The 26,778-nt window shown below is 72.0% G+C and carries 23 protein-coding genes; 15 read left to right on the top strand and 8 right to left on the bottom strand.

The window, feature by feature from the left end; all coding sequences use genetic code 11:
* Positions 1-397: 397 nt before the first annotated feature.
* Together ACIHAA_RS06935 and ACIHAA_RS06930 are read left to right on the top strand one after the other, a co-directional pair.
* Positions 398-1,288: an oxaloacetate decarboxylase gene (locus tag ACIHAA_RS06935; RefSeq protein WP_399813992.1), complete on the top strand. Its 891-nt coding sequence runs from the start codon at positions 398-400 to the stop codon at positions 1,286-1,288.
* The gene (locus ACIHAA_RS06930) at positions 1,285-1,554 is read left to right on the top strand and encodes a hypothetical protein (protein ID WP_399813991.1); all 270 of its coding nucleotides are present in this window, start codon (positions 1,285-1,287) and stop codon (positions 1,552-1,554) included. Before ACIHAA_RS06935 ends, ACIHAA_RS06930 begins: the two co-directional genes overlap by 4 nt.
* A gap of 97 nt (positions 1,555-1,651) precedes the next feature.
* Here the strand turns inward: ACIHAA_RS06930 and ACIHAA_RS06925 are convergent, their stop codons facing one another.
* The gene (locus ACIHAA_RS06925; protein WP_399813989.1) at positions 1,652-2,710 is read right to left on the bottom strand and encodes an esterase-like activity of phytase family protein; all 1,059 of its coding nucleotides are present in this window, start codon (positions 2,708-2,710) and stop codon (positions 1,652-1,654) included.
* Positions 2,711-2,779: 69 nt separating this feature from the next.
* Positions 2,780-3,736 (bottom strand): serine hydrolase, encoded by a 957-nt coding sequence (locus ACIHAA_RS06920; protein ID WP_399813987.1) that lies wholly within the window; start codon positions 3,734-3,736, stop codon positions 2,780-2,782.
* A 198-nt stretch (positions 3,737-3,934) separates the two neighbouring features.
* On the opposite strand from ACIHAA_RS06920, the gene ACIHAA_RS06915 reads away from it, so the two are divergent.
* Entirely contained in the window at positions 3,935-4,582 is a 648-nt protein-coding gene (locus tag ACIHAA_RS06915; protein ID WP_399813985.1) for a hypothetical protein, read from the top strand.
* A gap of 100 nt (positions 4,583-4,682) precedes the next feature.
* Here ACIHAA_RS06915 and ACIHAA_RS06910 read toward each other — a convergent pair whose 3' ends face one another.
* From ACIHAA_RS06910 to ACIHAA_RS06900, 3 genes are all read right to left on the bottom strand, one after another.
* On the bottom strand, positions 4,683-6,368 hold the full coding sequence (locus ACIHAA_RS06910) for a thiamine pyrophosphate-binding protein (protein ID WP_399813983.1): 1,686 nt from the start codon (positions 6,366-6,368) through the stop codon (positions 4,683-4,685).
* Complete coding sequence (gene speB, locus ACIHAA_RS06905) at positions 6,365-7,372, bottom strand: agmatinase (protein ID WP_399813981.1); 1,008 nt, start codon at positions 7,370-7,372, stop codon at positions 6,365-6,367. The genes ACIHAA_RS06910 and speB overlap by 4 nt, the downstream gene beginning before the upstream one ends.
* 353 nt (positions 7,373-7,725) lie before the next feature.
* Positions 7,726-9,201 carry a sodium:solute symporter gene (locus tag ACIHAA_RS06900; RefSeq protein ID WP_399813979.1) on the bottom strand — a complete coding sequence of 492 codons (1,476 nt, stop codon included), beginning with the start codon at positions 9,199-9,201 and terminating at the stop codon, positions 7,726-7,728.
* A gap of 202 nt (positions 9,202-9,403) precedes the next feature.
* Here ACIHAA_RS06900 and ACIHAA_RS06895 point away from each other — a divergent pair, with 202 nt between their 5' ends.
* The 5 genes from ACIHAA_RS06895 to ACIHAA_RS06875 all read left to right on the top strand — a co-directional run bounded on the left by ACIHAA_RS06895 (position 9,404) and on the right by ACIHAA_RS06875 (position 15,607).
* The gene (locus ACIHAA_RS06895) at positions 9,404-11,134 is read left to right on the top strand and encodes a PucR family transcriptional regulator ligand-binding domain-containing protein (protein WP_399813977.1); all 1,731 of its coding nucleotides are present in this window, start codon (positions 9,404-9,406) and stop codon (positions 11,132-11,134) included.
* Between the two features lie 62 nt (positions 11,135-11,196).
* The gene (locus ACIHAA_RS06890) at positions 11,197-11,985 is read left to right on the top strand and encodes a phosphatase (RefSeq protein WP_399813975.1); all 789 of its coding nucleotides are present in this window, start codon (positions 11,197-11,199) and stop codon (positions 11,983-11,985) included.
* Between the two features lie 186 nt (positions 11,986-12,171).
* On the top strand, positions 12,172-12,585 hold the full coding sequence (locus ACIHAA_RS06885) for a hypothetical protein (RefSeq protein ID WP_399813973.1): 414 nt from the start codon (positions 12,172-12,174) through the stop codon (positions 12,583-12,585).
* A gap of 53 nt (positions 12,586-12,638) precedes the next feature.
* Positions 12,639-13,331: an ABC transporter ATP-binding protein gene (locus ACIHAA_RS06880; protein ID WP_399813971.1), complete on the top strand. Its 693-nt coding sequence runs from the start codon at positions 12,639-12,641 to the stop codon at positions 13,329-13,331.
* Positions 13,328-15,607, top strand: a complete 2,280-nt coding sequence (locus tag ACIHAA_RS06875; protein ID WP_399813970.1) for an ABC transporter permease — start codon at positions 13,328-13,330, stop codon at positions 15,605-15,607. Before ACIHAA_RS06880 ends, ACIHAA_RS06875 begins: the two co-directional genes overlap by 4 nt.
* Positions 15,608-15,672: 65 nt before the next feature.
* Here the strand turns inward: ACIHAA_RS06875 and ACIHAA_RS06870 are convergent, their stop codons facing one another.
* From ACIHAA_RS06870 to ACIHAA_RS06860, 3 genes are all read right to left on the bottom strand, one after another.
* Positions 15,673-16,539 (bottom strand): acyl-CoA thioesterase, encoded by an 867-nt coding sequence (locus tag ACIHAA_RS06870; protein WP_399813969.1) that lies wholly within the window; start codon positions 16,537-16,539, stop codon positions 15,673-15,675.
* 34 nt (positions 16,540-16,573) lie between these two features.
* The gene (locus ACIHAA_RS06865) at positions 16,574-17,731 is read right to left on the bottom strand and encodes an acyl-CoA dehydrogenase family protein (RefSeq protein ID WP_399813967.1); all 1,158 of its coding nucleotides are present in this window, start codon (positions 17,729-17,731) and stop codon (positions 16,574-16,576) included.
* A gap of 143 nt (positions 17,732-17,874) precedes the next feature.
* On the bottom strand, positions 17,875-18,471 hold the full coding sequence (locus ACIHAA_RS06860; RefSeq protein WP_399813966.1) for a TetR/AcrR family transcriptional regulator: 597 nt from the start codon (positions 18,469-18,471) through the stop codon (positions 17,875-17,877).
* Positions 18,472-18,558: 87 nt separating this feature from the next.
* On the opposite strand from ACIHAA_RS06860, the gene ACIHAA_RS06855 reads away from it, so the two are divergent.
* From ACIHAA_RS06855 to ACIHAA_RS06825, 7 genes are all read left to right on the top strand, one after another.
* A complete protein-coding gene (locus ACIHAA_RS06855) occupies positions 18,559-20,175 on the top strand; it encodes a carboxyl transferase domain-containing protein (RefSeq protein WP_399813964.1) in 1,617 nt (538 codons plus the stop codon).
* Positions 20,176-20,183: 8 nt separating this feature from the next.
* Entirely contained in the window at positions 20,184-22,205 is a 2,022-nt protein-coding gene (locus tag ACIHAA_RS06850; RefSeq protein ID WP_399813962.1) for a biotin carboxylase N-terminal domain-containing protein, read from the top strand.
* Positions 22,202-23,140 (top strand): hydroxymethylglutaryl-CoA lyase, encoded by a 939-nt coding sequence (locus tag ACIHAA_RS06845; protein ID WP_399813961.1) that lies wholly within the window; start codon positions 22,202-22,204, stop codon positions 23,138-23,140. The genes ACIHAA_RS06850 and ACIHAA_RS06845 overlap by 4 nt, the downstream gene beginning before the upstream one ends.
* Positions 23,141-23,145: 5 nt before the next feature.
* The gene (locus tag ACIHAA_RS06840; protein WP_399813959.1) at positions 23,146-24,306 is read left to right on the top strand and encodes an acyl-CoA dehydrogenase family protein; all 1,161 of its coding nucleotides are present in this window, start codon (positions 23,146-23,148) and stop codon (positions 24,304-24,306) included.
* Positions 24,307-24,583: 277 nt separating this feature from the next.
* Positions 24,584-25,633 (top strand): ABC transporter substrate-binding protein, encoded by a 1,050-nt coding sequence (locus ACIHAA_RS06835; RefSeq protein WP_399813957.1) that lies wholly within the window; start codon positions 24,584-24,586, stop codon positions 25,631-25,633.
* 219 nt (positions 25,634-25,852) lie between these two features.
* A complete protein-coding gene (locus ACIHAA_RS06830; RefSeq protein ID WP_399813955.1) occupies positions 25,853-25,987 on the top strand; it encodes a hypothetical protein in 135 nt (44 codons plus the stop codon).
* Complete coding sequence (locus tag ACIHAA_RS06825) at positions 25,984-26,670, top strand: hypothetical protein (protein WP_399813953.1); 687 nt, start codon at positions 25,984-25,986, stop codon at positions 26,668-26,670. Before ACIHAA_RS06830 ends, ACIHAA_RS06825 begins: the two co-directional genes overlap by 4 nt.
* Positions 26,671-26,778 lie beyond the last annotated feature (108 nt).

The following is a 26,778-nucleotide window of genomic DNA, read 5'->3' as shown; positions in this document are numbered from 1 at the left end:
CGGTCCTTTCCGTAGCCCTGGCCTTTGGCCATGGGTCGTCTCGTCCTCCGGCCTTGCGGCCTCTTCCGGCCTCTTCCGGCCTTGGCTTCCGCACCTCACCAACGCAGGCCAGAGTGGATTTCATCCCTCCGCAACGATCCCCGGCCGAAGGTCGGGGGCATCTGCGACCTCGGACCGAGGACTTGGTCCGGTGACTTGGTCCGAGGGCTTGGTCCGGTGACCCGGTCCGGTGACGTGGTTGCGGGGGCGGCCGACGGGGCCGCGGGGTACGAGTGACGTTTCTGCGGTGAAGATGGTCACCCGGGAGGGTGAGTAAAGGGTCTCTATAGAGAATTCCTAGCGCAGGTACAGAAATAATCCAGCGCAGGTAAAGACCCCTCCACGGAAGGGCTGGACGGTGGCCTACGGAAACAGGCTGCGGGAGCAGATCGCCGCGCAGGGAACGACACCGCTGATCGGTGTCTACGACATGTACTCCGCCTCGATCGCGGCCGCGCACTACGACGGGATGTTCGTGTCCGGCTTCGGCTTCGCCGCGTCGCACTACGGCCTGCCGGACATCGGCTTCATTGCCTGGCCGGACATCGTGGCATTCACCCAGCGGCTGCGGGGTGCCTTCCCCCGCCACCATCTGCTGGTCGACATCGACGACGGGTACGCCGATCCCGAGGTGGCCTGCCATGTGGTGGAGGCGCTGGAGCGGGCCGGGGCCTCCGGAGTGATCCTGGAGGACCAGAAGCGGCCGCGCCGGTGCGGGCACGCCGACGGCAAGATGATCCTGCCGCTGACCGAGTACGTCGAGAAGCTGGAGACGGTGCTGGCGACCCGCCGGGACCTGGTGGTGGTCGCCCGCACGGACGCCACCGAGGAGCGGGACATCCTGGACCGGGCCAGGGCCCTGGCCGACACCGCCGCGGATGTGGTGCTGGTCGACGGGGTGCGCAGCGTGGAGTGGATCCGGCGGATCCGCGAGGTGATCGGGGACAAGCCGCTGCTGTTCAACCAGATCGCGGGCGGGAAGTCGCCGCGGCTGTCCCTGAGTGAGCTGTCCGACCTGGGGGTGGATGTCGCGATCTACAGCACGCCCTGTCTGTTCGCGGCCCATGCCGCGATGGACTCGGCGCTGTCCGAGCTGAAGCAGGCGGACGGGCGGCTCCCGGCCGTGGAACCCGAGGACGGGGTGGGGGTGAGCGCCTCCACCGGACTGCTGGAGCGGAACATCGCGAGGTTCCATCCCGTACGGGCGGGAGTGCGGCTCCATCCGGAGCGTGCGGGCGTGGCCGGGTGACCGTCCGCGTGACCGCCCGGGCGCCGCGGCTGCGGGCCGCCCTGCTCCTGTCCGCGGCCCTGGTCGGCACCGCGGCGGGACCGGCGGCGGCCGACAACAGCGTGGTCACCGTGCTGGACAACTCGCACTCCGACTCGATCCTGGAGGTGGACCGCACGGCCAACCTCCAGACCGGCAGCGGCACCGCGGGCAGCGACCACGACGGCAGCGCGGTCGACGCGATCCAGGCCCTGGTCGGCCATCCGGAGCCGGAGGACGGCGGCTGAGGGGACCCCCGCCTCACGCGGGGGCGGCTAGGAACGAACGGCCGGGCGGTGCTGGACGCCCGGCCGTTTCGCTGGATCCGGCCTCCGGCCCCCGGCGTCACTGTGTGGTGCGGTGTGGGAGGTGTACGCGCAGGGAGTACAGGCGGGTGATCTGGGTCGCGCTCTGGTTGTCGTCGCTGACCAGCAGCACCTTCAGCCGGCCGGACGAGGCACCGGTGACCGCCATGCCCTCGATGTTGTCGAGCAGCGGGTTCGGCTGGGGCTGCCGGGCCGTGGCGCCGAGCGAGGGGCAGTTCACCAGGTCCGCGAGCAGGGTCTTGCGGACCAGTCGCACTCCGGTCTGCCCGGTCAGGGTGTCGATACGGCGGGTGTCGGTCGCATGCCGCAGATCCGCCAGATAGAGCCGGACCGTGTTGCCGAACCCGGCAGTGAAGCCGCGCTCCAGGACCAGCAGCCGCCCGTCGGGGGCCGCGGTGGTCTCGGAGACACCGAGTCCGCTGTCGGTGCGGTAGCCGTACTGGGCCGCGGGGACGAAGTGCGCTCCGCGGCGCGTCCAGGTCTGGAAGCGGACGGTGCCCGGGGTGTCGCCGCTCAGCGAGCCCTCCATTCCGGCCAGTAGCGTGCGGCCGCCGGGCAGCAGGGTCAGGCCCTCGAAGGTCTGGTTGGCGGTGGCGCGCCCGGCCGGGGCGACCGCCAGCGGGGCCGGGACCGGAAGCCGGTCCAGGAGCCTGCCGTCGCGGGCGTAGCGGCGTACGGAGGGCTCGGTCTCGGAGGTGACCAGCCGGGTGCCGTCGCGGTCGACGACCAGGCCCTCGGAGTCGAGCGGGGTGCCCTTCTCGTCGGCGAGGTTCACCACACTCGTGGGGGCGAAGGTCCTCCGGTCCAGGGTGAACAGCGAGGAACGGTCGGACAGGGCGGCGATCCCACCGTCGCGGTCGACGGAGAGCGCGGAGAGATTGCCGACGAAGGCGCCCTCGTACGTGGTCTTGTCGAGGGTGTCGGAGAAGCCCGCCAGGGTGACGGAGGAGGAGCACGCGTGGGCCCCGGCGGCGGGCGCGGCGGCGGAGGCGGGGGGAGCGGCCGGTGCGGCGGCCACCGGTGCGGCGGCCGCCGTCAGGGCGGTGGTGACGGTGGCGAGAAGGATTCTCAGACGCATGCCGTCACGGTAGGGCGAGGCGGGTGGCCCCGGAGTGGACTACCCGTGAACCCATGGCAGTTGACCGGTTCAGCGCGCCGGGACCGCGGAGACCGCCGGGACCGCGGGGGCTCCCGGGACCGCCGGGATCGCCTCCTGCGGACGGCTCGTTGGCACATAGGCGGTCTGGGCGGAGACCGACGGCACCAGGTCCTTGTGGATGGCCCGAGCCACGTTCTGGATGGTGGCGACGCCGTAGTCCATGGTGCTGTTGTCCTGCGTCAGCACGGTGATCGTGTAGTCGTGCCCGGCGCCGCTGAAGGTGCCGAGGCTGTGCACCCGCCAGCCGTGCGTGGCCCGCTGGAGCCAGCCGTTCTTGACGTGCGCCGAGACACCGGAGGGTGTGCCCGCCGGGGTGCCCCAGCGCTGCTCGGGGATGACGTCCCCCATCAGCTTCTGGATATAGGCCCGGGAGTTGTCGCTGAGCACGGAGTTCTTGGCGGTGACCAGCCCCAGCAGCTTCTGCTCGTCCTGCACGGTGATCTGGGTCAGCCCCCAGTAGCCGTCCGCGCCCGGCTTGGTCAGCGTCATCCCGGCCGCGGTGAGGAAGCCGTTGACTTTGGTGAGGCCGAGCTGCTTCCACAGGGCGCTGGTCGCGTCGTTGTCCGACTCGGTGATCATCGCCGTGGCGAGAGTGTCCTCACGGTCGGTCAGATAGCGGTTGTGCTTCTTGGCGTCCCACAGCAGCGTGGCGAGCACGGTGACCTTGACGACGCTGGCCGAGTCGTAGGCGCTGGTGGCGCGCAGCGAGCAGGTGGTGCTGGTGGAACGGTCGTGAAGGCCGACCGCGACGGTGCCCTTGCGGCTCGCGAGAGCCGCGGTGATGTCCTTCTGGAGCTTGGCCGCGAGACCCGCGGTGCCCGAGGTGCAGGCGACCGCCGGGGGTGTGGCGGCGGCGGGCGCGGCGGCCGCCACGGTCGGTATGAGTACTCCGGCGGCCATGCCCGCGCCGAGCAGGCGGGCAGGCCGGGACCTGAGCTGAGTCATCGATTCCCCGTTCTTGGTACGGATTCGAACGTGCACCCGGCACGCTCCGCCCTATGACTCATGAGTACGCGTGAATGGTTGCCCGAGGGAACACACTTTCCCGGCCGCCCGTCCGCGCTCCTCCCCCGGCCGGGAAGTCACCGCCGCGACACGGCTCCCGGACACCGCCTGCACGGCGGCCGGGGCGATCATGGTCGGATGCGTCCGGACCACGGGGAGAAAACGTTGAGCTACTGCCTGGAGATGAGCACCGGGGACATGCGGAGTGTCATGCGGCTGCTCACCGCGGTGGAGCCGACTCCGCAGCAGGAGCGGCTGCTCGGGGTCGTGCGCGAGCGGTGCGCGAAGACCGACGCGCGGCTGCGGGAGCAGGGCGTCGATCTCGGGGTGTCCGTCGGGCGGGCGTTCGACGAACTGCTGGAGGGCACTCCCAGCGTGGATGTCAGCCCCGCCTACAGCTATGCCTTCCACGAGGTGGTGGCGTGCCACTTCTCCGACATCGTCGACCTCGGCTCCTGGCGGCGGATGTCCTGGTTCCGCTCGGTGGACGACGAACTGGCCCGGCACGGTGTGCCGTCGGAGCTGCGGCCGGGGTCGTTCCTGTTCAGCGGGCCGCCGGTGCGGCTGCCGCACCCCGGTGACATCGTGCCGCAGATCGGTGTGCTGCCCGCCCAGCGGGCCGCCGCGCTCGCCGACGCCTATGACGCGGTGCTGGAGGAACTGGACCCCGACCATCGGGGGACGGTCCGCCGCTTCGCCGAGGTGCTGCGCATCGAGGCCGAGGAGTGGGAGAACGCCCGGCGGCAGGGCCGGACCAATGACACGATTTTTTTCTGGTTCCGGTGAGCCGGGCTTCTTCTGGTTCCGGTGAGCCGGGTGACCCCGGTGGCCCCGGTGACCGAGGGGCGCGCCCCCTCGGTCCAGGGCCGGGGCCGGGGCCGGGGTGTCAGCCCAGGTGGGTCGGGGCGAACATGCGCAGGACCGCCGGGAGCACGACCACCGAGGGGCCCGGCTCGCTGAGGGCCTTGGCCAGGTCCTCCCGGAGGGTCTCCGGGGCCGTCCGGACGCCCGGGACGCCGAACGACTCCGCGAGGGCCACGAAGTCCGGACGGGTCAGCTCCGTCCCCGTGGGCCGGCCGAAGGCGTCCGTCATGTACTCGCGCAGGATGCCGTAGCCGCCGTCGTCCACGATCAGCCAGGTCACATCGAGGTCGTACTGCCTGGCCGTCGCCAGCTCCGCGATGGAGTAGAGGGCGCCTCCGTCGCCCGAGACGGCGAGGACCGGCCGGGTGGGATCCGCCGCGGCCGCGCCGAGGGCGGCCGGGAAGCCGTAGCCGAGACCGCCCGCGCCCTGGGCCGAGTGCATGGTGTTGGTGCCCCGCGGATCGAAGGCCGACCAGGCCCAGTAGGCCAGGATGGTCATGTCCCAGAACGAGGGGGAGCCGTCGGGCAGGGCGCGCCGCACGGAGTCCAGCAGCCGCTGCTCCAGGGTGAGTTCCTGGGCGGCGAGCCGCTCGGCGACCCGCGCGAGCAGGGCCCGGACGCGTTCGGGGGCCATCGGGTCCGTGCGCGCGGTCACCGTGTCCAGCAGGGCTCCCAGCGCCAGGCGGGCGTCCGCGTGGATGCCGAGGGCCGGGTGGTTGGACTCCAGCTTGCCGAGGTCCGCCTCGATCTGGATCACCCGGCCGCGCGGGGCGAACGTGTGGTAGTTCGAGGACAGTTCACCGAGGCCCGAGCCGACCACCAGCAGGACGTCCGCGTCCTCCAGGAAGTCGGTGGTGTGGCGGTCCTCCAGCCAGGACTGGAGGGAGAGGGGGTGCTTCCAGGGGAAGGCCCCCTTGCCGCCGAAGGTGGTGACCACGGGCGCGTCGAGCTTCTCGGCCAGCAGGCGCAGCTTGCCCGCGGCGTCCGCCCGGACCACTCCCCCGCCCGCGATGACGGCCGGGCGGGCCGCCGTCGACAGCAAGTGCGCGGCGAGCGCGGTCAGTTCGGGCCGCGGGGCCAGGTCCTCCGGGATCGCGTCCGGCGCGGTCACCACCGGCAGTGGGGTCGGGGCGAGCAGCACGTCCTGCGGGATCTCCACCCACACCGGGCCGTGCGGGGCCGTCAGCGCCGACTTCCAGGCCGCCGCGACCGCCGACGGGATCTGCGACTGTGTACGGACCGTGTGCACCGACTTGACCACGCCCCGGAACGAGGCCGCCTGGTCGGGGAGTTCGTGCAGATAGCCGTGGCGGCCGCCGCCCAGACCGGCGGCCGGGATCTGGCTGCCGATCGCCAGGACCGGGGCCGAGGCGGCCGCCGCCTCCTGGAGGGCCGCCAGCGAGGTCAGTGCGCCCGGGCCGGTCGACAGCAGCAGCGGGGCGGCCTCTCCGGTGATCCGGCCGTAGGCGTCCGCGGCGAAGCCCGCGTTGTTCTCCACCCGCAGACCGACATAGCGCAGGGTGGAGCGGCCGAGCGCGTCGAACATGCCGAGCGCGTGCTGGCCGGGCAGGCCGAAGACGGTGGTGGCGCCCAGCCCGGCCAGGGTCTCCACGACCAGGTCCCCGCCGTTTCTGCCGGGGGGCGGGTTGAGCGCTGCCTCGGTCTGTGCCGCCGTCGGAAGGAGGACCGGGTCGTGGTCGTGGCTCACCGGGTCCCGGCCTCCTCACCGGCGCGGGCGGCCGCGATCTGGCGGCTCATGATGGTCGTCAGCTCGTAGGCGGTGTGGGAGGCGGCCACCGAGGTGATCTCCGCGTGGTCGTAGGCGGGCGCCACCTCGACGACATCGGCCGAGACCAGGTTGCAGGAGGCGAGGCCGCGCAGGATCTCCAGCAGCTCGCGCGAGGTCATGCCGCCCGCCTCGGGGGTGCCGGTGCCGGGGGCGTGCGCCGGGTCGAGGCAGTCGATGTCGATGGAGATGTAGAGCGGGCGGTCGCCGATGCGCTGGCGCAGCTGGTCGGCGACCTCGTCCGCGCCGCGCCGGTAGATGTCGGCGGAGGTGACGATGCCGAAGCCCATCTTCTCGTCGTCGGTGAGGTCCTGCTTGCCGTAGAGCGGACCGCGGGTGCCGACGTGGGAGAGCGCGGAGGTGTCGAGGATGCCCTCCTCGACGGCGCGGCGGAAGGGGGTGCCGTGGGTGTACTCGGCGCCGAAGTAGGTGTCCCAGGTGTCGAGGTGGGCGTCGAAGTGGAGCAGGGCGACCGGGCCGTGCTTCTTGGCTACGGAGCGCAGCAGCGGCAGGGCGATGGTGTGGTCGCCGCCGAGCGTCATCAGCCGGGCGCCGGTGCCGAGCAGCTCGTCGGCGGCGGCCTCCACGGTCTCCACGGCCTCGTTGATGTTGAACGGGTTCACCGCTATGTCGCCGCCGTCCGCGACCTGCGCGAGCGCGAAGGGGGAGGCGTCCTGCGCGGGGTTGTACGGGCGCAGCAGCCGGGACGCCTCGCGGATGGCGTTGCCGCCGAAGCGGGCGCCGGGGCGGTAGGAGACACCGGAGTCGAAGGGGACACCGACGACCGCGACGTCCGCGGTGCCGACCTCGTCCAGGCGGGGCAGCCGGGCGAAGGTCGCGGGGCCCGCGTACCGCGGGATGCGGGACGAGTCCACGGGTCCGCGGGGGCCGCCCGCGGCTGCTGCGGGGTTCTCGGTGCTGGTCATCGTCGGAGTCCTCCGGGTCATGCGTGTTTCTTCTGTTCTTCCAGTGTCGCGGACCCCGGGACGGGGTCCGCCCGGCCCGGGCGCCGCACGGCGGCCGGGCCGTTGTCTTTGGGCCGGGCGCCGCGGCGGGGCCAGACCGTTGTCCTCGGCCCGGGCACCGTGGCGGCCAGCCGGACCGATGTCCTCGGCCCGGGCACCGTGGCGGCCAGCCGGACCGATGTCCTCGGCCCGGACGTCGCGCGGCGGCCGAACCGATGTCCGCGGCTCATGCGCCGTGCGGCAGCCGGACCGTTGTCCTTGGCCGATGTCCTTGGGCCAGGCGTCGCACGGCGGCCGGGCCGTTGCCCCTGGCCCTAGGCGCCCACGGCCGCAGGCTCCTCCTCGGCCGGGGCGTCGCGGCCCGCGAGTCGGTCGCGCCAGGCGGCGAGCACCCGCTCCTCGGTCGGCCTGGTGGCCAGCGACACCGCGACATAGGCCGCCAGGGAGGCCGCGAGGCCGTAGTAGACGGGCTCATTGGCGAGGATGCCGTAGGCCGCCATCAGGGCGAGGACCGCGAGACCGCCGACGGCGACCGCGGCGAGCGCGCCCTGCGCGGTGCCGCGCTTCCAGAGCAGTCCGCCGAGGATGGGCACCAGCAGACCGCCGACGAGCAGGTTGTAGGCGACGGTGAGCGCCTCGACCACGTCGTTCAGCGCGACCGCCGTGACGATCACGACGATCCCCATGACCAGGATGAAGGCGCGGTTGCCCCGGACCTCGTCGGGGGCGTCCCCGCCGGGCGTCTCCGCGTCGCGGCGCACGGCCCCGCGCAGCCGCGACCAGATGTCGTTGTGAGCAACGGTCGCACAGGCGATCAGTGCTCCCGAGGAGGTCGACATCACCGCGGCGAGGGCCGCGGCGAGCACCAGTCCGCGCACCCCGACGGGGAGTTCCTGCTTGACGATGGTCGCGAAGGCGTCGTCCGGGCTGCCCAGTTTCGGGTACAGCACCTTGGTGGCGGTGCCGATGACGGCGCCGGCGAGCGCGTAGACCAGGCAGTAGGTGCCGGCGACCGTGCCGCCCCACCGGGCCGTGGAGTCGCCGCGCGCGGTGAACACGCGCTGCCAGATGTCCTGCCCGATCAGCATGCCGAACGTATAGATCAGGACATAGGTGAAGATCGTCTCGCCGCCGATGCCCAGCGGGTCGAAGTACGAGGTCGGCAGCTTGGCCCGCATCCCGTCGAAGCCGCCCGCCCGGACCACCGCGAGCGGTGCCAGCAGAAGCAGCACGCCGATGGTCTTCACCACGAACTGCACCATGTCGGTGAGGGTGATGGACCACATGCCGCCGAGGGTGGAGTACGCGACGACGATGGAGCCGCCGAGGACGATGGCGAGGGTCCGGTTCATGTCGAGGAGGACGTCGAAGATGGTGGCGTAGGCGATGGTCGAGGTGACCGCGAGCATCAGTGTGTACGCCCACATGACCACGCCCGAGATCACCCCGGCCCGGCCGCCGTAGCGCAGGTCGAGCATCTCGGAGACGGTGTAGACCTTCAGCCGGGCGATGCGCGCGGAGAAGAATATGGAGAGGGCGAGCAGGCCGAGGCCGATGGTGAAGACCATCCAGGCGCCGGAGAGGCCGTACTGGTAGCCGAGGCCTACGCCGCCGATGGTGGACGCGCCGCCGAGGACGATCGCGGCCATGGTGCCCGAGTACATGACCGGCCCGAGGCGGCGGCCCGCGACCAGGAACTCGCTCTTGGACCTGGCGCGGCGCATGCCCCACCAGCCCATGGCCAGCATCCCGGCCAGATAGACGACGATCACTGTGTAGTCGACGGCCATACGGGGCTCTCCTTCGCGCGCTGTCCGGTGGCGTGTCGTGCAGTTGCCCGGGCCCTTCGGAAAGGGCCGCCGGCAGCGGAACGCGGGGACATCCGCCCGTACCCGCGGCTGCCGGTCCCGAGAGACATTAGGTGGCCGGAAAGCGACTCTGAAGTGTACGTTTCATCCATTCGTCCCGAGTGGAATGGAGGAACCGTCCACCATGCCGGACCCGTCCTCGCTCCCGCTCCCGCCCGCGGCCTCCACGCCACCGGCGTCGACGCCCCCGGTGCAGCCGACTCCCGCGGTGCAGCCGTCGCCGCCGGTGCAGCCGGCATCCCCTGTGCCGTCGGCTCCCCCGGTGCCGCCCACGCCCCCGGTCCCGTTGTCGGCCCTGCTCGCCCGGGAGGACCTGGCCCTGCGGCAGATCGCCGGGCCCACCGGCCCCGGGACCGTGATCCACTGGGCGCACACCTCGGAGATGGCCGACCCCTATCCGTATCTGCTGGGCGGGGAGCTGCTGCTGACGGCGGGCGTGCACGTCCCGGAGGCCGGGCCCGGCCTCGCCCCCTACTTCGACGCCTATGTCTCCCGGATCGTGGCGGCGGGCGGTGCGGCCCTCGGCTTCGGCCTGGTTCCGGTGCACGAGGCGGTGCCCGAGGCCCTGGTCGCGGCCTGCGAACGCCAGGGGCTGCCGCTCCTCGAGGTCCCGCCGCAGACGACCTTCTCGGGCGTGGCGCGGGCGGTGTGGCAGCTGATGGCCCAGGCCCGGCTGACGGAACTGCGCCGGGTCACGGAGGCCCAGCAGAGCCTGGCCGCGGCGGCGGCCCGCCCGGACCCGGTGCCCTCGGTGCTGCTCCGGCTGGCCCGGCGGACGGCGGGCCGGGCGGTGCTCTACGGCCCGGACGGCACCCTGATCGCGGCGGCGGGCCGGGAGCCGGAGGTCGAGGTGCTGGAGGCGCTGGAGGAACTGGCGCGGGTGGTCCGGCCCGCCGGGGCGGCGACGGCCCGGCTCCCGGGCGGCACACCCCCGGGACCGGCGGCCCGGACCCACCCCGCGCCCTCCTCCGCGACCACCACCGTCGCCGGGACCCACCTCGCCGCCTACGCGCTGGACCCGGTCCGGGGCTTCGTCCTCGGGCTCGCGTCACCGCGCCGTGACGCCGGGGACCACACCATCGCCTCGGTCGCCGCGGTCCTGCTCTCCCTGCTGACCGGGGAGCACCACAGCGGGGCGGGCGCGGCCCGTTCGTCGGCGCTGGTGCGGCTGCTGCTGGGCGCCGCACCGGAGGAGGTCGCGCCGCTGCTCGGGGAGGGGCGCTGGCTGGTGGTGCACGCCTGCCCGGACCCTGCGGCGCCCGGGTCCGGGGAGGCCACGCCGGGGTCCGGAGAGGGGACGCGCCACGGTCCGCATGACGCCGTGGCCGCCTCCGCGCTGGGCGCCGCGCTCGGGTCCTCGCTGGTCGACCTCGGAAAGGGCGTCGTACGGGTCCTCGTCCCGGTCGGCCGGGAGCCGGTCCCGGTGCCCGGCTGGACCCTCGGGGTGAGCGCCGCCGCCTGCCCGGACGACCCTGCCGCCGCCGAGAGCGAGGCGGCCCGCGCCCTGGCCCGCGCCCGCGCGACCCGTGCATCCCTGGTGCGGCACGGCGGCCGCACCGGACTGGCCGCTCTGGTCCCGGCCGAGCAGGCCCGGCAGCACGCCCGCACCCTGCTCGCGCCGATCGCCGGGTCGCCCGCCCTGGTCGAGACCCTGCACACCTGGCTCTCGCTGCACGGCAGCTGGGACCGTACGGCGGTGGCCCTCTCGGTGCACCGCAACACCGTGCGCCAGCGCATCGCCCGCTGCACGGTGTCGCTGGGGGTGGACCTGGACGACCCGGACGTACGGATGGAACTGTGGTTCGCGCTGCGGCAGCAGGGGCCGGGCGGACCGGAGAGCGACCGGCCCGAGTGACACACGTCCCACGCCGCGCAACGACGGCCGGAGCGGCGGAGGGCGACGGCACAATGGGTCCCATGCCGATACCCGGGATCCCCAGCCGCGCCGAACTGGTCGACCATCTCGTACGGACCCGTATCGCGGGCGACGTCGCCACGCCCCGTGAGAACAACCTCTCCCACTACCGCAAGCTCGCGAACGGCGACCGCCACTTCTGGCTCGGACTGGAACTGGGCGACCGCTGGACCGACGAGCAGGACATCCTCGCCGTCATGGCGGAGCGCTGCGGTGTCAACGACGATCCCGAGTACCGCTACGGCCAGGACACCATCGACCCGGAGCTGACCGTCGGCGCCCTGGACCGCTTGGCGGCCCGCCTGCGCAAGGCCGCCGAGGGCGGGGAGCGCGTGCTGCTGGCCACCGGGCACCCGGGCGGCCTCCTCGACGTGCACCGCGCCACCGCGGCCGCGCTGCGGGCGGCCGGCTGCGAGATCGTCGTGATCCCGGACGGACTCCAGACGGACGAGGGCTATGTGATGCAGTTCGCCGACGTGGCCGTGCTGGAGCACGGCGCCACCCTCTGGCACACCCACTCCGGCGAGCCGATGCGCGCCATCCTGGAGGGACTTGGCGCCGCGGGCCGCCCGCTGCCCGACCTGGTCGTCGCCGACCACGGCTGGGCGGGCCGCGCGGGCCAGCAGGGCATCGACGCGGTCGGCTACGCGGACTCCAACGACCCGGCCCTCTTCCTCGCCGAAGCCGAGGGCACCCTCCAGGTGACGGTCCCCCTGGACGACCACGTCACCAGCCCCCGCCACTACGACCCGTTGACGGCCTACCTGCTGAACGCGGCGGGACTGGCTTAAGCAAGAGGTCAAGCGCAGGTCAAGCGTCAGTAAGTTAATCACAACCACCCGGCACTCAAAGTCGGGCGGATACCTTCATGTTGACCATTAATCACTCCGCTCTTACCTACCCGGTTGTTACTTTCGACGCGGCCCTGACACGACCAGTCAGGACCCGCAACAGAAAACAAAAAACGGGAGAAAACAATGCGGAAGCTGGCATTGGGCGCCCTCGCAGCGGCGCTCTTCGCCACGGGGGCAGGAACCGCGTTCGCCGCCTCATGGCACACCATTCCGACGCTCACGACCGGGGGCGCGGAGTTCAACCACGGCAAGTACACCTTCTGGCCCGCGAGCCAGAATCACGGTGCCTTCGAGTGGAAGGGCAACCTGAAGGACACCGACCCGAATGACGGGCACAATGTGTACATGCAGGTGAAGGTCGAGGGTTACGGCTGGAGCCGCTACAACGGCCAGCAGAAGAAGAGCGTCCCGATGGACCGCCTCAACTGGGACGGCGCCGAGCGCTACACGGTCAACGCCTACCTGCGCGTCTGCCGGGACAAGGGTTCCTTCCACCCGGACAACTGCTCCGTGACCAAGCACTACAAGCGGCCGTAGCAGGCCACCCGCGTGAGTCTGGGCCCAGGTGTGAACCTGGGCCCATCCGCTTCTTGGGGGAAGCCATCAGTACGTCAGAAATCCTCTCTGCCAACGGAGTCGACCTCTCCTACGGCAGCCAACTCGCCGTTCGCGACGCGCATCTGTCGATCGCGCGGGGCGAGGTCGCGGCGGTTACCGGGCAGAGCGGCTCGGGCAAGTCCTCGCTGCTGTACTGCCTGGCCGGGGTGCTGCCCGCGGCGCGCGGACAGGTGCGCTTCCAGGGGCGGTCGCTCGGGGACCTCGACGACGAGGCGATGAGCTCGCTGCGCCGGGAGAGCTTTGGATTCGTCTTCCAGTACGGCGAGTTGCTGCCCGAACTGACCATCGAGGAGAACGCCGCGCTGCCGCTGCGTCTCGCCGGGCGCAGCAAGAAGGCCGCGCACGAGGCCGCGGGCGCGGTCCTCGAACGGCTGGGCCTCGGTGAACTGCGCGAGCGCCGCCCCTCGCAGGTGTCGGGCGGCCAGAGTCAACGCGTGGCCGTGGCCCGTGCCCTGGTGCACCGGCCCGCCGTCGTCTTCGCCGACGAGCCGACCGGTTCCCTGGACAGCGCCAACGCCACCGCCGTACTGGAGGAGTTCCTCGGTCTGGCGCGTTCCCAGGGCACCGCCGTGGTCCTGGTGACACACGACCCCGCCGTGGCCGCACAGGCCGACAGCCACTACACGATGACGGACGGCGTGCTGACCCCGCGGGGGCAGGTGTGAGGGAGTTCCTGCTCGGCCTGCGCCTGCTGTTCGGCGCCGGGCGCGGAAACCGCGTCCGCTTCCTCCTGATGGCGGTCGGCGGCTCGCTCGGCGTGTGCTGCCTCGCCCTCGTACTGACCATCCCGGCGATCCTCGACGCACACGACGGACGCGCCGCGGCACGGGAACCCCAGACCGCGGGCAAACGGACGGCCGCGACCCTCGTCCTGGAGCGCAAGGACCCGCACGGGTCCAGGCCGTTCACCCGCGTCTTCGTCGCACGGGACGACAGGGGCACCCGCACACCCCCGCCCGGACTGAGCGAACTGCCGGGCCCCGGTGAGGTGTTCGTCTCCCCCCGGGTACGGGATCTGCTCCGCGCCGAGCCCGATCTCAAGAGCCTGCTGCCGGGCCGGGTGCGGGGCCTGATCGGCGCGCCCGGCCTCACCGACCCCGACGAGCTGTACGCCTACGTCGGGACGACCCGTGCCGCGATCGCAGACGACAGCGACACGGGCACGCTGAAGTCCTTCGGCTACGACTACGCGCCCACCCCGGCCGTCGACCCCTCCACCCTCACCAACCTCCGTTTCGCCCTGGGCACGTTGGTCCTCCTCCCGCTGGCCGTCTTCCTCTCGGTCTGCGCCCGGCTCTCCGCAGCCAGTCGTGCCCGCCGTCTCGCCTCGCTGCGGCTGCTGGGCCTGAGCGCCAAGGGCACCCAGCGGGTGAACGCGGCCGAGACCGTGGCGGCCGCCCTGCTCGGCGCGCTCCTCGGACTCGGTGAGTACGACCTCCTCAACCAGGTGATGTCCCGCACGGGCCTGCCCGCACTGCGCTGGTACCCGGCGGACGGCGCCCTGTCCTGGAGCACCGTCGCCGTCTGTCTGATCGGCAGCCCGGCGCTTGCCTGGTTCGCCGGGCGGGCCGGCGCCCGCAAGGCGGCCGCCGAGCCACTGGCGGTCCGGCGCACGGCCGTACCGAAGCCGCCGTCGGCATGGGGCGCCCTCGTGCTGGTCACCGGCCTGGGCATCGTGACCGGCTTCTGCGCCACCGGCCTCACCAGCCACCCGGCCTCCAGCACCGGCCTGTTCGCCGTCCTCCTCGCGGCCGGTGTCCTGCTCACAGGCATCGGGCTGGTGCTGACGCTGCCCCTGCTGTCCCATCTCCTCGCCCGCACGGTGGCCCGCAACACCCGCTCCCTGACCCTCACCCTGGCCATGCGCCGCAACGAGGTGGAGCCCGGCAGCACCATGCGGGTCGTCACCGGGCTGGTGCTGCTGGTGTTCGCGGCATCCCTGGCGCAGGGCGTACTGATCGAGTTCAAGCAGGTGAGCAAACCGAGCAGTCCCGCACAGGACTACGCCATCCCGCTGGCGGGACTCACCGACCGGCAGCAGCGCGCTCTCACCCAGGTGCCGGGGGTACGCGCGCACGGTCTGACGATGGACTCGTGGAGCGACCCCCGCTCCGACTCCATCGACGGAGTCTCCGTCGTCGTCGCCACCTGCGCCCAGTTCGCGCAGCTGGTGGAGCACGCGGAGGGCTGCGTCGACGGCAAGGTCATGCGGCTGGTCAATCGCAACTCGATCCCCAACCCGTGGGTCCGCGCGGGCGCCTCCTTCCCGTTCCACCTGCGGGAGGGCGGCCGGAAGGTGTCGCTCTCCCTCACCGTCCCCTCCGACGCGGTCGGATTCACCGCCTACGACCCCTCCGCGGCGGGCGGCGACGACCTGCTCGTCCCGCCCTCCGCGCTGCCCCCGGGCGCCCGCCCGGAATCGGCCCAGCTGATCCTCACCAGCGACTCCGACCCGCACCGGGTGCGCGCGGTCCTCGACGGCATCGGAGCCGCCGCACCGACCGCCTCCGTGGAACCGGTCGGCGTCAATGTGGACGCGCTCCAGCAGATCGCCGTCATCGAGACCCTGCTGATCCTCGGCATGGTCATGGGGCTGGTCATCGGGGTCGCGGCCTTCCTGGTGTCCGTCACGGACCGGGCCGTCGAACGCCGCGCCCAGGTCACCGCGATCACCCTGATCGGGGCACGGGCGCGAACCCTGCGCGCCGTCCAGAGCACCCAGGTCGTCCTGCCGCTGGCCATCGGCCTCGCCCTGGCCCTGGTGGCCGGGAAACTCGCCGAGTCCAGCTATCTCGTCAGCGGGGGCGGGGCGGTCTTCTGGGACTTCGCGGGGATCCCGGTCCTCGCCTGCGCCGCCCTGGGCGTGGTGGCGGTCGCCACGATCGGCACCCTGCCGCTCGTGGGCCGCCGCATCGACCCGGAGCTGATCCGCCGCGACTGAACACGACGCACGGGGTCCCGGTCAGGGCCCCCTCCCGCTCCGGTGTCACCAGGCATCCCCCGGCGTCACCAAGGGACGCGGACCACGCCCTCCTGGATCACTGAGATCGCCAGGCGGCCGTCCTGGGTGTAGATGCGGGCCTGGCCGAGGCCGCGGCCGCCATGGGCGGAGGGGGACTCCTGGTCGTAGAGGAGCCACTCGTCGGCGCGGAAGGGGCGGTGGAACCACATCGCGTGGTCCAGGGAGGCCCCGACGACATCGCCCACGGCCCAGCCGCCGCGGCCGTGGGCCAGCAGCACCGAGTCCAGGAGCGTCATGTCGGAGACATAGGTCGCGAGGACCACGTGCAGCAGCGGGTCGTCGGCGAGTTTGCCGTTGGTGCGGAACCAGACCTGGGAGTGCGGTTCGCGCGGTTCGCCGAACCTGCCGTACGGGGGCTCGTCGACGTAGCGCAGGTCGATCGCCTCGCGGGCCTCCAGGAACCGCTTGGCCACCTCTGGGTCGAGGTGGTCGTAGGTGCGCAGGCGGTCCGCGGAGGTGGGCAGGGTGACCGGGTCGGGGGCGGGCGGCATGGGGGCCTGGTGGTCGAGGCCCTCCTCCTCCCGCTGGAAGGACGCGGACAGCCCGAAGATCGGCTTGCCGTGCTGGACGGCGACGACCCGGCGGGTGGTGAAGGACCGTCCGTCGCGCAGCCGGTCGACGTTGTAGACGATGGGCGCGCCCGGGTCCCCCATGCGCAGGAAGTACGCGTGCAGGGAGTGGGCGAGCCGGTCCCCGGGGACCGTGCGCCCGGCGGCGACCAGTGCCTGGGCCGCGACCTGCCCGCCGAAGACGCGGGGGATGACGGCGGACCGGGACTGGCCGCGGTAGATGTCCTCCTCGATCTGCTCCAGGTCGAGCAGATCGAGGAGGTCGTGCAGTGCGGTGCTCATGGGAGAGTTGTATCCGCCGGTCGTTGCGCGGGGCTTACAGGCCCATGTCCTTCGCGATGATCGACTTCATGATCTCGCTGGTGCCGCCGTAGATGCGGTTGACGCGGTTGTCGGCGTACAGGCGGGCGATCGGGTACTCGTTCATGTAGCCGTAGCCGCCGTGCAGCTGGAGGCAGCGGTCGATGACGCGGTGCGCGACCTCGGTGCAGAACAGCTTGGCGCTGGCGGCCTCGGCGGGGCTCAGCTCGCCCGCGTCGAGGGCTTCGAGCGCGCGGTCGGCGACGGCCTCCGCCGCGTCCACCTCGGCCTGGCAGGAGGCCAGTTCGAACTTGGTGTTCTGGAAGTGGGAGACCGGCTTGCCGAAGACGGTGCGCTCCTGCACGTACTGCTGTGCGAACCGGACGGCGGCCTTGGCCTGCGCGTAGGCGCCGAAGGCGATGCCCCAGCGCTCGGAGGGCAGGTTGGCGCCGAGGTAGTAGAAGCCCTTGTTCTCCTCGCCGAGCAGGTCCTCGACCGGGACCTTCACGTCGACGAAGGCCAGCTCGGCCGTGTCGGAAGTGCGCAGGCCGAGCTTGTCCAGCTTGCGGCCGATGGAGTAGCCCTCGGACTTGGTGTCGACGGCGAACAGGGATATGCCGAAGCGGCGGTCGTCGGCGGTGGGGGCGGAGGTTCGGGCACAGACGATGACCCGGTCGGCGTGCACACCGCCGGTGATGAAGGTCTTGGAGCCGTTCAGCACGTAGTGCGTGCCGTCCTCGGAGAGCTTGGCGGTGGTCTTCATGCCCGCGAGGTCGGAGCCGGTGCCCGGCTCGGTCATCGCGATGGCCCACATCTCCTCGGCGGAGACGAACTTCGGCAGGAAGCGCTTCTTCTGCTCGTCGGTGGCGAGCATCTTGATGTACGGGAGGGCGAGCAGCACATGCACGCCGGAGCCGCCGAAGGCGACGCCCGCGCGGGCGGTCTCCTCGTACTGGATCGCCTCGAACTTGTGCGTCTCCAGACCGGCGCCGCCGAACTCCTCGGGCACGTTGATGCCGAAGAGGCCCAGCTCAGCGAGCTTGTAGTAGAACTCGCGCGGGGCCTGGCCGGCGGCGAACCACTCGTCGTACACCGGGACGACCTCGGCCTCGATGAAGGCGCGCAGGGTCTCCCGGAACGCCTCGTGATCCTCGTTGAACACCGTACGGCGCACGCCGCCACCTCCGCGTACCTTGACTGTCTAAGCGCTTGCTCATGTCAACGTACCGGCGAGTACGGCCGGGCGTCCAGAGGTCCCCCGGTAACGCTCGTCACGCTCCCCGGGGGAACCCGGCAGTCACTCGCCCCCCCATCGCTTCAGTCCCCCGCCGCCGCGAAGGCGCCCCGGGCCATCCGGCGCAGCAGCTCCGCCGTGGCGGCCCGGCTCGCCAGGGAGCCCCGGCGGCCCAGGTGCGGGGTCGAGTTCAGCAGGCCGAAGACCGAGTGGACCGCCGAGCGGGCGGCGGGCTCCCCCAGCTCCGGGTAGACCTCGCGCAGGACCTCCACCCACAGCTCGACGTACTGCCGCTGGAGCTGCCGCACCAGCTTGCGGTCGCTGTCCCGGAGCCGGTCCAGCTCGCGGTCGTGCAGGGTGATCAGGGGCCGGTCGTCGAGCGCGAAGTCGATGTGCCCCTCGATCAGCGAGTCGAGGACCGCCTCGGGACCGCGCGCCCCGTCGGCCTCGGCCAGCCGCCGCCGCGCCCCCGTCAGCAGCTGGCCGCTGATCCCCACCAGCAGCTCCGCGAGCATGGCGTCCTTGCCCGCGAAGTGCCGGTACAGCCCCGGTCCGCTGATGCCGACGGCGGCGCCTATCTCGTCGACGCCGACACCGTGGAAGCCGCGTTCGGCGAAGAGCCGCGCGGCCTCCTTGAGGATCTGCTGCCGGCGGGTGGGGGCGTCGGTTCTGGTGGCCATGGAATTAATTCTAGACAGGGAGGTTAGCGGTCGTTAACCTGAAGGAAAATGCGTTAACGCTCATTAACAAAGTGAGGGGATCGCAGGATGCTGGAGGCACCGGAGCTGACGAGCGCGGGCGACCCCGCGTCGGAGGCCTGGCGGGCCAACGAGGCGGCGCACCGCGCGCTGGGCGAGGAGCTGCGCGCCAAGCTGGCCGCGGTCCGGCTCGGCGGCGGCGAGAAGGCCCGTGCGCGCCACACCGCGCGCGGCAAGCTGCTGCCGCGCGACCGGGTGGACACGCTGCTGGACCCGGGTTCGCCCTTCCTGGAGCTGGCTCCCCTCGCGGCCGACGGGATGTACGAGGGGCAGGCCCCGGCGGCCGGGGTGATCGCCGGGATCGGGCGGGTCTCCGGCCGTGAGTGCGTGATCGTCGCCAACGACGCCACGGTCAAGGGCGGCACGTACTACCCGATGACGGTGAAGAAGCACCTCCGCGCCCAGGAGGTGGCGCTGGAGAACCGGCTCCCCTGTCTGTATCTGGTCGACTCCGGGGGCGCCTTCCTGCCCATGCAGGACGAGGTGTTCCCCGACCGGGAGCACTTCGGGCGGATCTTCTACAACCAGGCGCGGATGTCGGGCGCCGGGATCCCCCAGATCGCCGCGGTGCTCGGCTCCTGCACGGCCGGCGGCGCCTATGTCCCGGCGATGAGCGACGAGGCCGTGATCGTGCGCAACCAGGGCACGATCTTCCTCGGCGGCCCGCCCCTGGTGAAGGCGGCCACCGGCGAGGTGGTCACCGCCGAGGAGCTGGGCGGCGGCGAGGTCCACTCCCGGGTGTCGGGCGTGACGGACCATCTCGCGGAGGACGACGCGCACGCGCTGCGGATCGTGCGGACCATCGTCTCCACGCTTCCCGCGCGCGGGAAGCTGCCCTGGGAGGTCGTCCCCTCCGTGGAGCCCAAGGCCGACCCCTTCGGGCTGTACGGGGTGGTGCCGGTCGACTCCCGCACCCCCTATGACGTGCGCGAGGTCATCGCACGCGTGGTGGACGGCTCCCGCTTCGCCGAGTTCAAGGCGGAGTTCGGGCAGACCCTGGTCACCGGCTTCGCCCGGATCCACGGCCACCCGGTCGGCATCGTCGCCAACAACGGCATCCTGTTCTCCGAGTCCGCCCAGAAGGGCGCCCACTTCATCGAGCTGTGCGACCAGCGCGGCATCCCGCTGGTGTTCCTCCAGAACATCTCGGGCTTCATGGTGGGCCGGGACTACGAGGCGGGCGGCATCGCCAAGCACGGCGCCAAGATGGTCACGGCGGTCGCCTGCACCCGGGTGCCGAAGCTCACGGTCGTCATCGGCGGCTCCTTCGGCGCGGGCAACTACTCGATGTGCGGGCGGGCCTATTCACCGCGCTTCCTGTGGATGTGGCCCAACGCCAAGATCTCGGTGATGGGTGGCGAGCAGGCCGCGTCGGTCCTCGCGACCGTCAAGCGCGACCAGCTCCAGTCGCGCGGCGAGACCTGGCCCGTCGAGGAGGAGGAGACCTTCAAGGACCCCATCCGCGCCCAGTACGAGCGCCAGGGGAACGCGTACTACGCCACGGCCCGCCTCTGGGACGACGGTGTGATCGACCCGCTGGAGACCCGGCAGGTGCTGGGCCTGGCCCTGACGGCATGCGCCAACGCGCCCCTGGGTGAGCCCCAGTTCGGCGTCTTCAGGATGTGAGGGGGACCATGTTCGACACGGTGCTTGTGGCCAACCGGGGCGAGATCGCCGTACGTGTCATCCGCACACTGCGGTCGATGGGCGTGCGTTCGGTGGCCGTCTTCTCGGACGCCGACGCCGACGCCCGCCATGTCCGGGAGGCCGACACGGCGGTGCGGATCGGACCGGCGCCCGCGGCCGAGAGCTATCTCTCGGTGGAGCGGCTGCTCGAAGCCGCCGCCCTGAGCGGCGCCCAGGCGGTGCACCCGGGGTACGGATTCCTCGCGGAGAACGCGGCGTTCGCGCAGGCCTGCGCCGACGCGGGCCTGGTCTTCATCGGCCCGCCCGCCCGGGCGATCTCCCTGATGGGCGACAAGATCCGCGCCAAGGAGACGGTGCGGGCGGCCGGGGTACCGGTGGTGCCCGGTTCGAGCGGCAGCGGCCTCACCGACGAGGAACTGGCCGCCGCGGCCGGGGAGATCGGTGTGCCGGTGCTGCTGAAGCCGAGCGCGGGCGGCGGCGGCAAGGGCATGCGGCTGGTCCGGGACCCGGCCGCGCTGGCGGACGAGATCGCGGCCGCCCGCCGTGAGGCCCGTGCCTCCTTCGGCGACGACACCCTCCTGGTCGAGCGCTGGATCGACCGCCCCCGCCACATCGAGATCCAGGTCCTGGCCGACGGCCACGGCCGGGTGGTGCACCTGGGCGAGCGCGAGTGCTCCCTCCAGCGCCGCCACCAGAAGATCATCGAGGAGGCGCCGAGTGTGCTCCTCGACGAGGCCACCCGGACCGCGATGGGCGAGGCGGCGGTCCAGGCCGCCCGCTCCTGCGGGTACGAGGGCGCGGGCACGGTGGAGTTCATCGTGCCGGGCAGCGACCCCTCCTCGTACTACTTCATGGAGATGAACACCCGCCTCCAGGTGGAGCACCCGGTCACCGAGCTGGTCACCGGACTGGACCTGGTGGAGTGGCAGCTGCGGGTGGCGGCGGGCGAGCCCCTCCCCTTCGAACAGAAGGACATCACCCTCACCGGGCACGCCGTCGAGGCCCGCATCTGCGCCGAGGACCCGGCCCGCGGCTTCCTGCCGTCCGGAGGCACCGTCCTCTCCCTGCGCGAGCCCGAGGGCGACGGGGTGCGCACCGACTCGGGCCTGACCGAGGGCACCGAGGTCGGCAGCCTGTACGACCCGATGCTGTCCAAGGTCATCGCCTACGGCCCCGACCGGGCCACCGCCCTGCGCAGACTGCGGTCGGCCCTCGCCCGGACGGTCACCCTGGGCGTGGTGACCAACGCCGGTTTCCTGCACCGGCTGCTGGCCCATCCGGCGGTCGTGGCGGGCGATCTGGACACGGGCCTGGTGGAGCGCGCGGTGGACGGCCTGGTCACCACCGAGGTGCCCCAGGAGGTCTACGAGGCCGCGGCCGCCGTCCGGCTGGAGGCGCTGAAGCCGGGCACTGCGGGCTGGACCGACCCGTTCTCCGTGCCGAGCGGCTGGCGGCTGGGCGGCGAGCCCCGGCCGGTCGCCTTCCCGCTGCGGGTGACCGAACCGGTGGAGTACGCGCCCCGGGGCACCCACACCGTCACGGAGGACTCGGTGTCCGTCGTCCTGGACGGTGTGCGCCACACCTTCCACCGGGCCGGGGACTGGCTGGGCCGCGAGGGCGACGCCTGGCATGTGCGCGATCACGACCCGGTCGCCGCCTCGCTGACCGGGGCGGCGCACGGAGGCACCGAGTCGCTGACCGCGCCCATGCCCGGCACGGTCACGGTGGTGAAGGTGGCCGTCGGGGACGAGGTGACGGCCGGGCAGAGCCTGCTGGTGGTCGAGGCGATGAAGATGGAGCACGTCATCTCCGCCCCGCACGCCGGGACCGTCGCCGAACTCGACGTCACCCCGGGCACGGCGGTCGCCATGGACCAGGTGCTGGCCGTGATCGCACCGCACGAGGACGCACACGAGGACGAGCACCAGGACACGCGCCAGGACACGTCCGGGGATGCCCGCGAGGACAGGACCGAGGGCGCGCGCAAGGACACGGAGGCGGGGACATGACCGCTCAGGGACTGCCCATGGTGGTGCCGGTCCAGGATCTGCCCGCACGGGTCAGGATCCACGAGGTCGGCGCCCGCGACGGGCTTCAGAATGAGGCACGCACGGTACCGACCGAGGTGAAGGCCGAGTTCATCCGACGGCTCGCGGACTCGGGCCTGACCACCATCGAGGCGACCAGCTTCGTCCACCCCAAGTGGGTGCCCCAGCTCGCCGACGCCGAGCAGCTCTTCCCGCTCGTCTCCGACCTCCCGGTGGCGCTGCCGGTCCTCGTGCCGAACGAACGCGGGCTGGACCGCGCCCTCGCGCTCGGCGCCCGCCGGATCGCCGTCTTCGCCAGCGCCACCGAGTCCTTCGCCAAGGCCAATCTCAACCGCACGGTCGACGAGGCCCTCGCGATGTTCCAGCCGGTGGTGGCGCGGGCCAAGGAGCACCGGGTGCATGTCCGGGGCTATCTGTCCATGTGCTTCGGCGACCCCTGGGAGGGGCCGGTCCCCATCCACCAGGTCGTCCGGGTCAGCAAGGCGCTGATGGACATGGGCTGCGACGAGCTGAGCCTCGGCGACACCATCGGGGTGGCGACCCCGGGCCATGTCCAGGACCTGCTGTCCGAGCTGAACGAGGAGGGCGTGCCGACCAGTGCCCTCGGCGTGCACTTCCACGACACCTACGGCCAGGCCCTCGCCAACACCCTGGCGGCGCTCCAGCACGGAGTGACGACGGTCGACTCCTCCGCGGGCGGCCTCGGCGGCTGCCCCTACGCCAAGTCCGCCACCGGCAACCTCGCCACCGAGGACCTGGTCTGGATGCTGAACGGCCTCGGCATCGACACCGGTGTCGACCTCGGCCGTCTCACCGCCACCAGCGTGTGGATGGCCGCCCATCTGGACCGGCCCAGCCCCTCCCGTACCGTCCGAGCCCTCTCCCACAAGGAGTGACCCCCATGGACCACCGCCTCCCCTCCGAGCTGGAGGAACTCCGGCGCACGGTCGAGGAGTTCGCCCACGATGTCGTGGCGCCCAAGATCGGTGACTTCTACGAGCGCCATGAGTTCCCGTACGAGATCGTCCGCGAGATGGGCCGGATGGGCCTGTTCGGGCTGCCCTTCCCCGAGGAGTACGGGGGCATGGGCGGCGACTATCTGGCCCTCGGCATCGCGCTGGAGGAGCTGGCCCGGGTGGACTCCTCCGTCGCCATCACCCTGGAGGCGGGGGTGTCGCTCGGCGCGATGCCGATCCACCTCTTCGGCACCGAGGACCAGAAGCGCGAGTGGCTCCCGCGGCTGTGCTCGGGCGAACTGCTGGGCGCCTTCGGTCTGACGGAGCCGGACGGCGGCTCGGACGCGGGCGCCACCCGGACCACGGCACGGCTGGACACCGAGACCGACGAGTGGGTGATCAACGGCACCAAGTGCTTCATCACCAACTCGGGCACGGACATCACCGGACTGGTGACGGTCACCGCGGTCACGGGCCGCAAGGAGGACGGCCGCCCCCGGATCTCCTCGATCATCGTCCCGTCCGGCACCCCCGGATTCACGGTGGCCGCCCCCTACTCCAAGGTGGGCTGGAACGCGTCGGACACCCGTGAGCTGTCCTTCGTGGACGTCCGCGTCCCCGCGGCGAATCTGCTGGGCGAGGAGGGCCGGGGCTACGCACAGTTCCTGCGCATCCTGGACGAGGGGCGCATCGCGATCTCGGCACTGGCGACGGGCCTGGCGCAGGGCTGCGTCGACGAGTCGGTGAAGTACGCCAAGGAGCGGCATGCGTTCGGCCGCTCGATCGGGGCGTACCAGTCGATCCAGTTCAAGATCGCCGACATGGAGATGAAGGCCCACACGGCCCGGCTGGCCTGGCGGGACGCCGCGTCCCGCCTGGTCGCCGGGGAGCCCTTCAAAAAGGAGGCGGCCCTCGCCAAGCTGTACTCGTCCACGGTCGCCGTCGACAACGCCCGCGAGGCCACCCAGATCCATGGCGGCTACGGCTTTATGAACGAGTACCCGGTGGCCCGGATGTGGCGCGACTCCAAGATCCTGGAGATCGGCGAGGGCACCAGCGAGGTCCAGCGCATGCTGATCGCCCGCGAGTTGGGCCTGCCGGACTGAGCGACTGACGGACTGAGAGGCTGACGGGCCGACCGGCTTCCGGGCAGCCCCCGGAAGCCGGGGGCTGGACCGTCACGGACCCGCGCCCACCCCGGCACGGGCCATTGCGCGGCGAGGGCCGGGCCCCCTTCACCCGGCGGGCCCGGCCCTCTCCACACCCCGGGGGCGGTGCCGGGCCTCTCGGCCGACCCCGCCCCCTGGACACGGGATGAGGTTAGGCTAACCTACCTTCGACTCGTCCGGCGGATGCTCCGCCCCGTTCGAAGGCAGCACACTCATGTCCCATGCCCGTGCCACCCGTCTCACCCGTCGCGGCATCCTCGTCGCAGGCGGCGCCCTCGGCCTCGGTGCCGCGCTCGCGGCCTGTGGGGACGACAAGGGGAAATCGGCAGGCTCGGACAGCGGGAAGGCCGGGACCAAGACCGGCCCCTGGTCGTTCAAGGACGACCGCGGGCAGACCGCCAAGGCGGACAAGGTCCCCTCGAACATCGTGGCATTCATCGGTGTGGCCGCCGCGCTGCACGACTACGGCGTCGGCGTGAAGGGCGTCTTCGGCCCGACGAAGACCAAGGACGGCAAGGCCGATGTCCAGGCCGGCGACCTCGACATCAGCAAGGTCACGCTCCTCGGCAACGAGTGGGGCCAGTTCAACATCGAGAAGTACGCGGCCCTCTCCCCCGACCTGCTCGCCACCACGATGTTCGACGGCGCCGGCACCCTCTGGTACGTCCCGGAGGAGTCGGCCAAGAAGGTCCTCGCGGTCGGCGCCCCCAGCGTCGGCATCTCCGCCTACGACCGCCAGCTGACCGAGCCCCTCCAGCGGATGCTGGAGCTGGCGAAGTCGCTCGGCGCGGACACCACCTCCTCGACCATCACCCAGGCCAAGAAGCGTTTCGAGGACGCCGCCGCCCGGCTGCGCGCGGCCACCAAGGCCAAGCCTGACATCAAGGTGCTGGCGGGCTCGGCGAGCCAGGACGTGTTCTACGTCTCCGGCTCCAACCTCTCCATCGACCTGGAGTACTTCAAGGCCCTCGGCGTGAACTTCGTCGAGCCGTCCGCCGCCGCGCTCAAGGCCAGCGGCGGCTGGTTCGAGAACCTGAGCTGGGAGAACGTCGACAAGTACAAGGCCGACGTCATCATGATGGACAACCGCAGCTCGGCCATCCAGCCCGCCGGCATCACCGAGGCGACCTGGAAGAAGCTCCCCGCGGTCAAGGCGGGCCAGGTCATCGCCCGCAACCCCGAGCCGATCCTGTCGTACGACAAGTGCGCCCCGCTGCTCGAGGACCTCGCCAAGGCCATCGAGTCGGCCAAGAAGGTCAGCTGACCCACGCCGCCACCCCCAAGTCGGCTTTCTTTACTCGCCTTGAGGTCTGTCTCTGCATCGCCGGAACCCGACGGGTCCCGACGATGCGGCCGTTGCGCCACCAGTGAGTCGAGTCCCTGGCGGTCCATCAGATGCCGCCGGTGGTCGCATGGTTCGGCGCTGCACGGGGGTGCGCGAGCGCGGGGGCATTCGACGTTGTGACGCAGCCAGGAGGCGCGGGTGAAGCCCGACACCGAGGAGCTGCCCGCCGCCCGGGACACCCATGGCATCCAGCACGAGGCCGCCCGGGAGGCGAAGGCTCTGGCCCTGGTGGCCCAGGACGTGCTCCGCCGACTCGAGGAGGTCACGGAGTGAGCAAGCTGGTCAGTCTGTCGGAGGAGAGCCACGACTTCGACTGGTTCGCCACCAGGGGCCTGTTCGCCTGGGTCGCCGACTTCCTGATGGCCCGGGTCGAGGACCCGGAGGTCCGGGAGGAGATGCGGCGGGACGCGCTGTCGGGCTACCTCTACGTCGGCGATCTGCCCGAGGCCGCCCGGGCACAGGCCCTGCGAGCCCTGCGCGAGGAGCTGATTCCGGCCGTCGACGAAGAGCTGTACCCCCGCCCCCTGGGCGAGGACGCGCTCTTCGCCGCACGGGTGAAGACGCTCGCGGTCCTGGCCTGGGAGCTCGCACGCCGCACGGCGCGGGACCCGTCGGCGCCGGTGGTCGTCGTGGCGGACGGCTACGAGTGGACCGTACGCCACGGTCTGCACGCCTGGCTTGTGGCCTTCCTGCGGGACGGGACGGCGCACCCGGAGGTGCGGGAACAGCTCACGGAGATCCTCGACGGCCGACGCCCCGGGCTCGACCTTCGCGCCCTGGCCGAGCCGGGCCGCAGCGAGGTGCTCAGGATGCTGGCCGAGGACGCGGTGGCCGCGGCGCAGCGGAACACCGAGGCCGTCCTGGACTGCGCGCCCGAGTCCGCGCGGTGGGCCGTCGGCGATGTCCGGATCCTGGCCCTCATGGCCGGGGAGGTCGCGGACCGCACCCAAGTCTGACGTCGGCCAGAGTTCCTGACGCCGACGAATCCCGGCGCCCCCGGCCCCCGTTGCCCCGCCCCGAGCGGAGTGGCGGGGTCCGGGCGTTTCCGGGTGCGCGGGCGACGA

This window comes from Streptomyces sp. NPDC052040 (assembly GCF_044548405.1).
Classification (GTDB): domain Bacteria; phylum Actinomycetota; class Actinomycetes; order Streptomycetales; family Streptomycetaceae; genus Streptomyces.
The sequence above is the reverse complement of the archived record's forward strand: the minus strand, read 5'-3'. Positions and strand labels throughout refer to the sequence as shown.

Excerpts from the sequence above, each read along its gene's own strand:
- ACIHAA_RS06925 (WP_399813989.1), bottom strand. The coding sequence starts at position 2,710 with ATGCGTCTGAGAATCCTTCTCGCCACCGTCACCACCGCCCTGACGGCG.
- ACIHAA_RS06920 (WP_399813987.1), bottom strand. The coding sequence starts at position 3,736 with ATGACTCAGCTCAGGTCCCGGCCTGCCCGCCTGCTCGGCGCGGGCATG.
- ACIHAA_RS06915 (WP_399813985.1), top strand. The coding sequence starts at position 3,935 with ATGCGTCCGGACCACGGGGAGAAAACGTTGAGCTACTGCCTGGAGATG.
- speB (WP_399813981.1), bottom strand. The coding sequence starts at position 7,372 with ATGACCAGCACCGAGAACCCCGCAGCAGCCGCGGGCGGCCCCCGCGGA.
- ACIHAA_RS06900 (WP_399813979.1), bottom strand. The coding sequence starts at position 9,201 with ATGGCCGTCGACTACACAGTGATCGTCGTCTATCTGGCCGGGATGCTG.
- ACIHAA_RS06895 (WP_399813977.1), top strand. The coding sequence starts at position 9,404 with ATGCCGGACCCGTCCTCGCTCCCGCTCCCGCCCGCGGCCTCCACGCCA.
- ACIHAA_RS06890 (WP_399813975.1), top strand. The coding sequence starts at position 11,197 with ATGCCGATACCCGGGATCCCCAGCCGCGCCGAACTGGTCGACCATCTC.
- ACIHAA_RS06885 (WP_399813973.1), top strand. The coding sequence starts at position 12,172 with ATGCGGAAGCTGGCATTGGGCGCCCTCGCAGCGGCGCTCTTCGCCACG.
- ACIHAA_RS06870 (WP_399813969.1), bottom strand. The coding sequence starts at position 16,539 with ATGAGCACCGCACTGCACGACCTCCTCGATCTGCTCGACCTGGAGCAG.
- ACIHAA_RS06860 (WP_399813966.1), bottom strand. The coding sequence starts at position 18,471 with ATGGCCACCAGAACCGACGCCCCCACCCGCCGGCAGCAGATCCTCAAG.
- ACIHAA_RS06855 (WP_399813964.1), top strand. The coding sequence starts at position 18,559 with ATGCTGGAGGCACCGGAGCTGACGAGCGCGGGCGACCCCGCGTCGGAG.
- ACIHAA_RS06850 (WP_399813962.1), top strand. The coding sequence starts at position 20,184 with ATGTTCGACACGGTGCTTGTGGCCAACCGGGGCGAGATCGCCGTACGT.
- ACIHAA_RS06845 (WP_399813961.1), top strand. The coding sequence starts at position 22,202 with ATGACCGCTCAGGGACTGCCCATGGTGGTGCCGGTCCAGGATCTGCCC.
- ACIHAA_RS06840 (WP_399813959.1), top strand. The coding sequence starts at position 23,146 with ATGGACCACCGCCTCCCCTCCGAGCTGGAGGAACTCCGGCGCACGGTC.
- ACIHAA_RS06835 (WP_399813957.1), top strand. The coding sequence starts at position 24,584 with ATGTCCCATGCCCGTGCCACCCGTCTCACCCGTCGCGGCATCCTCGTC.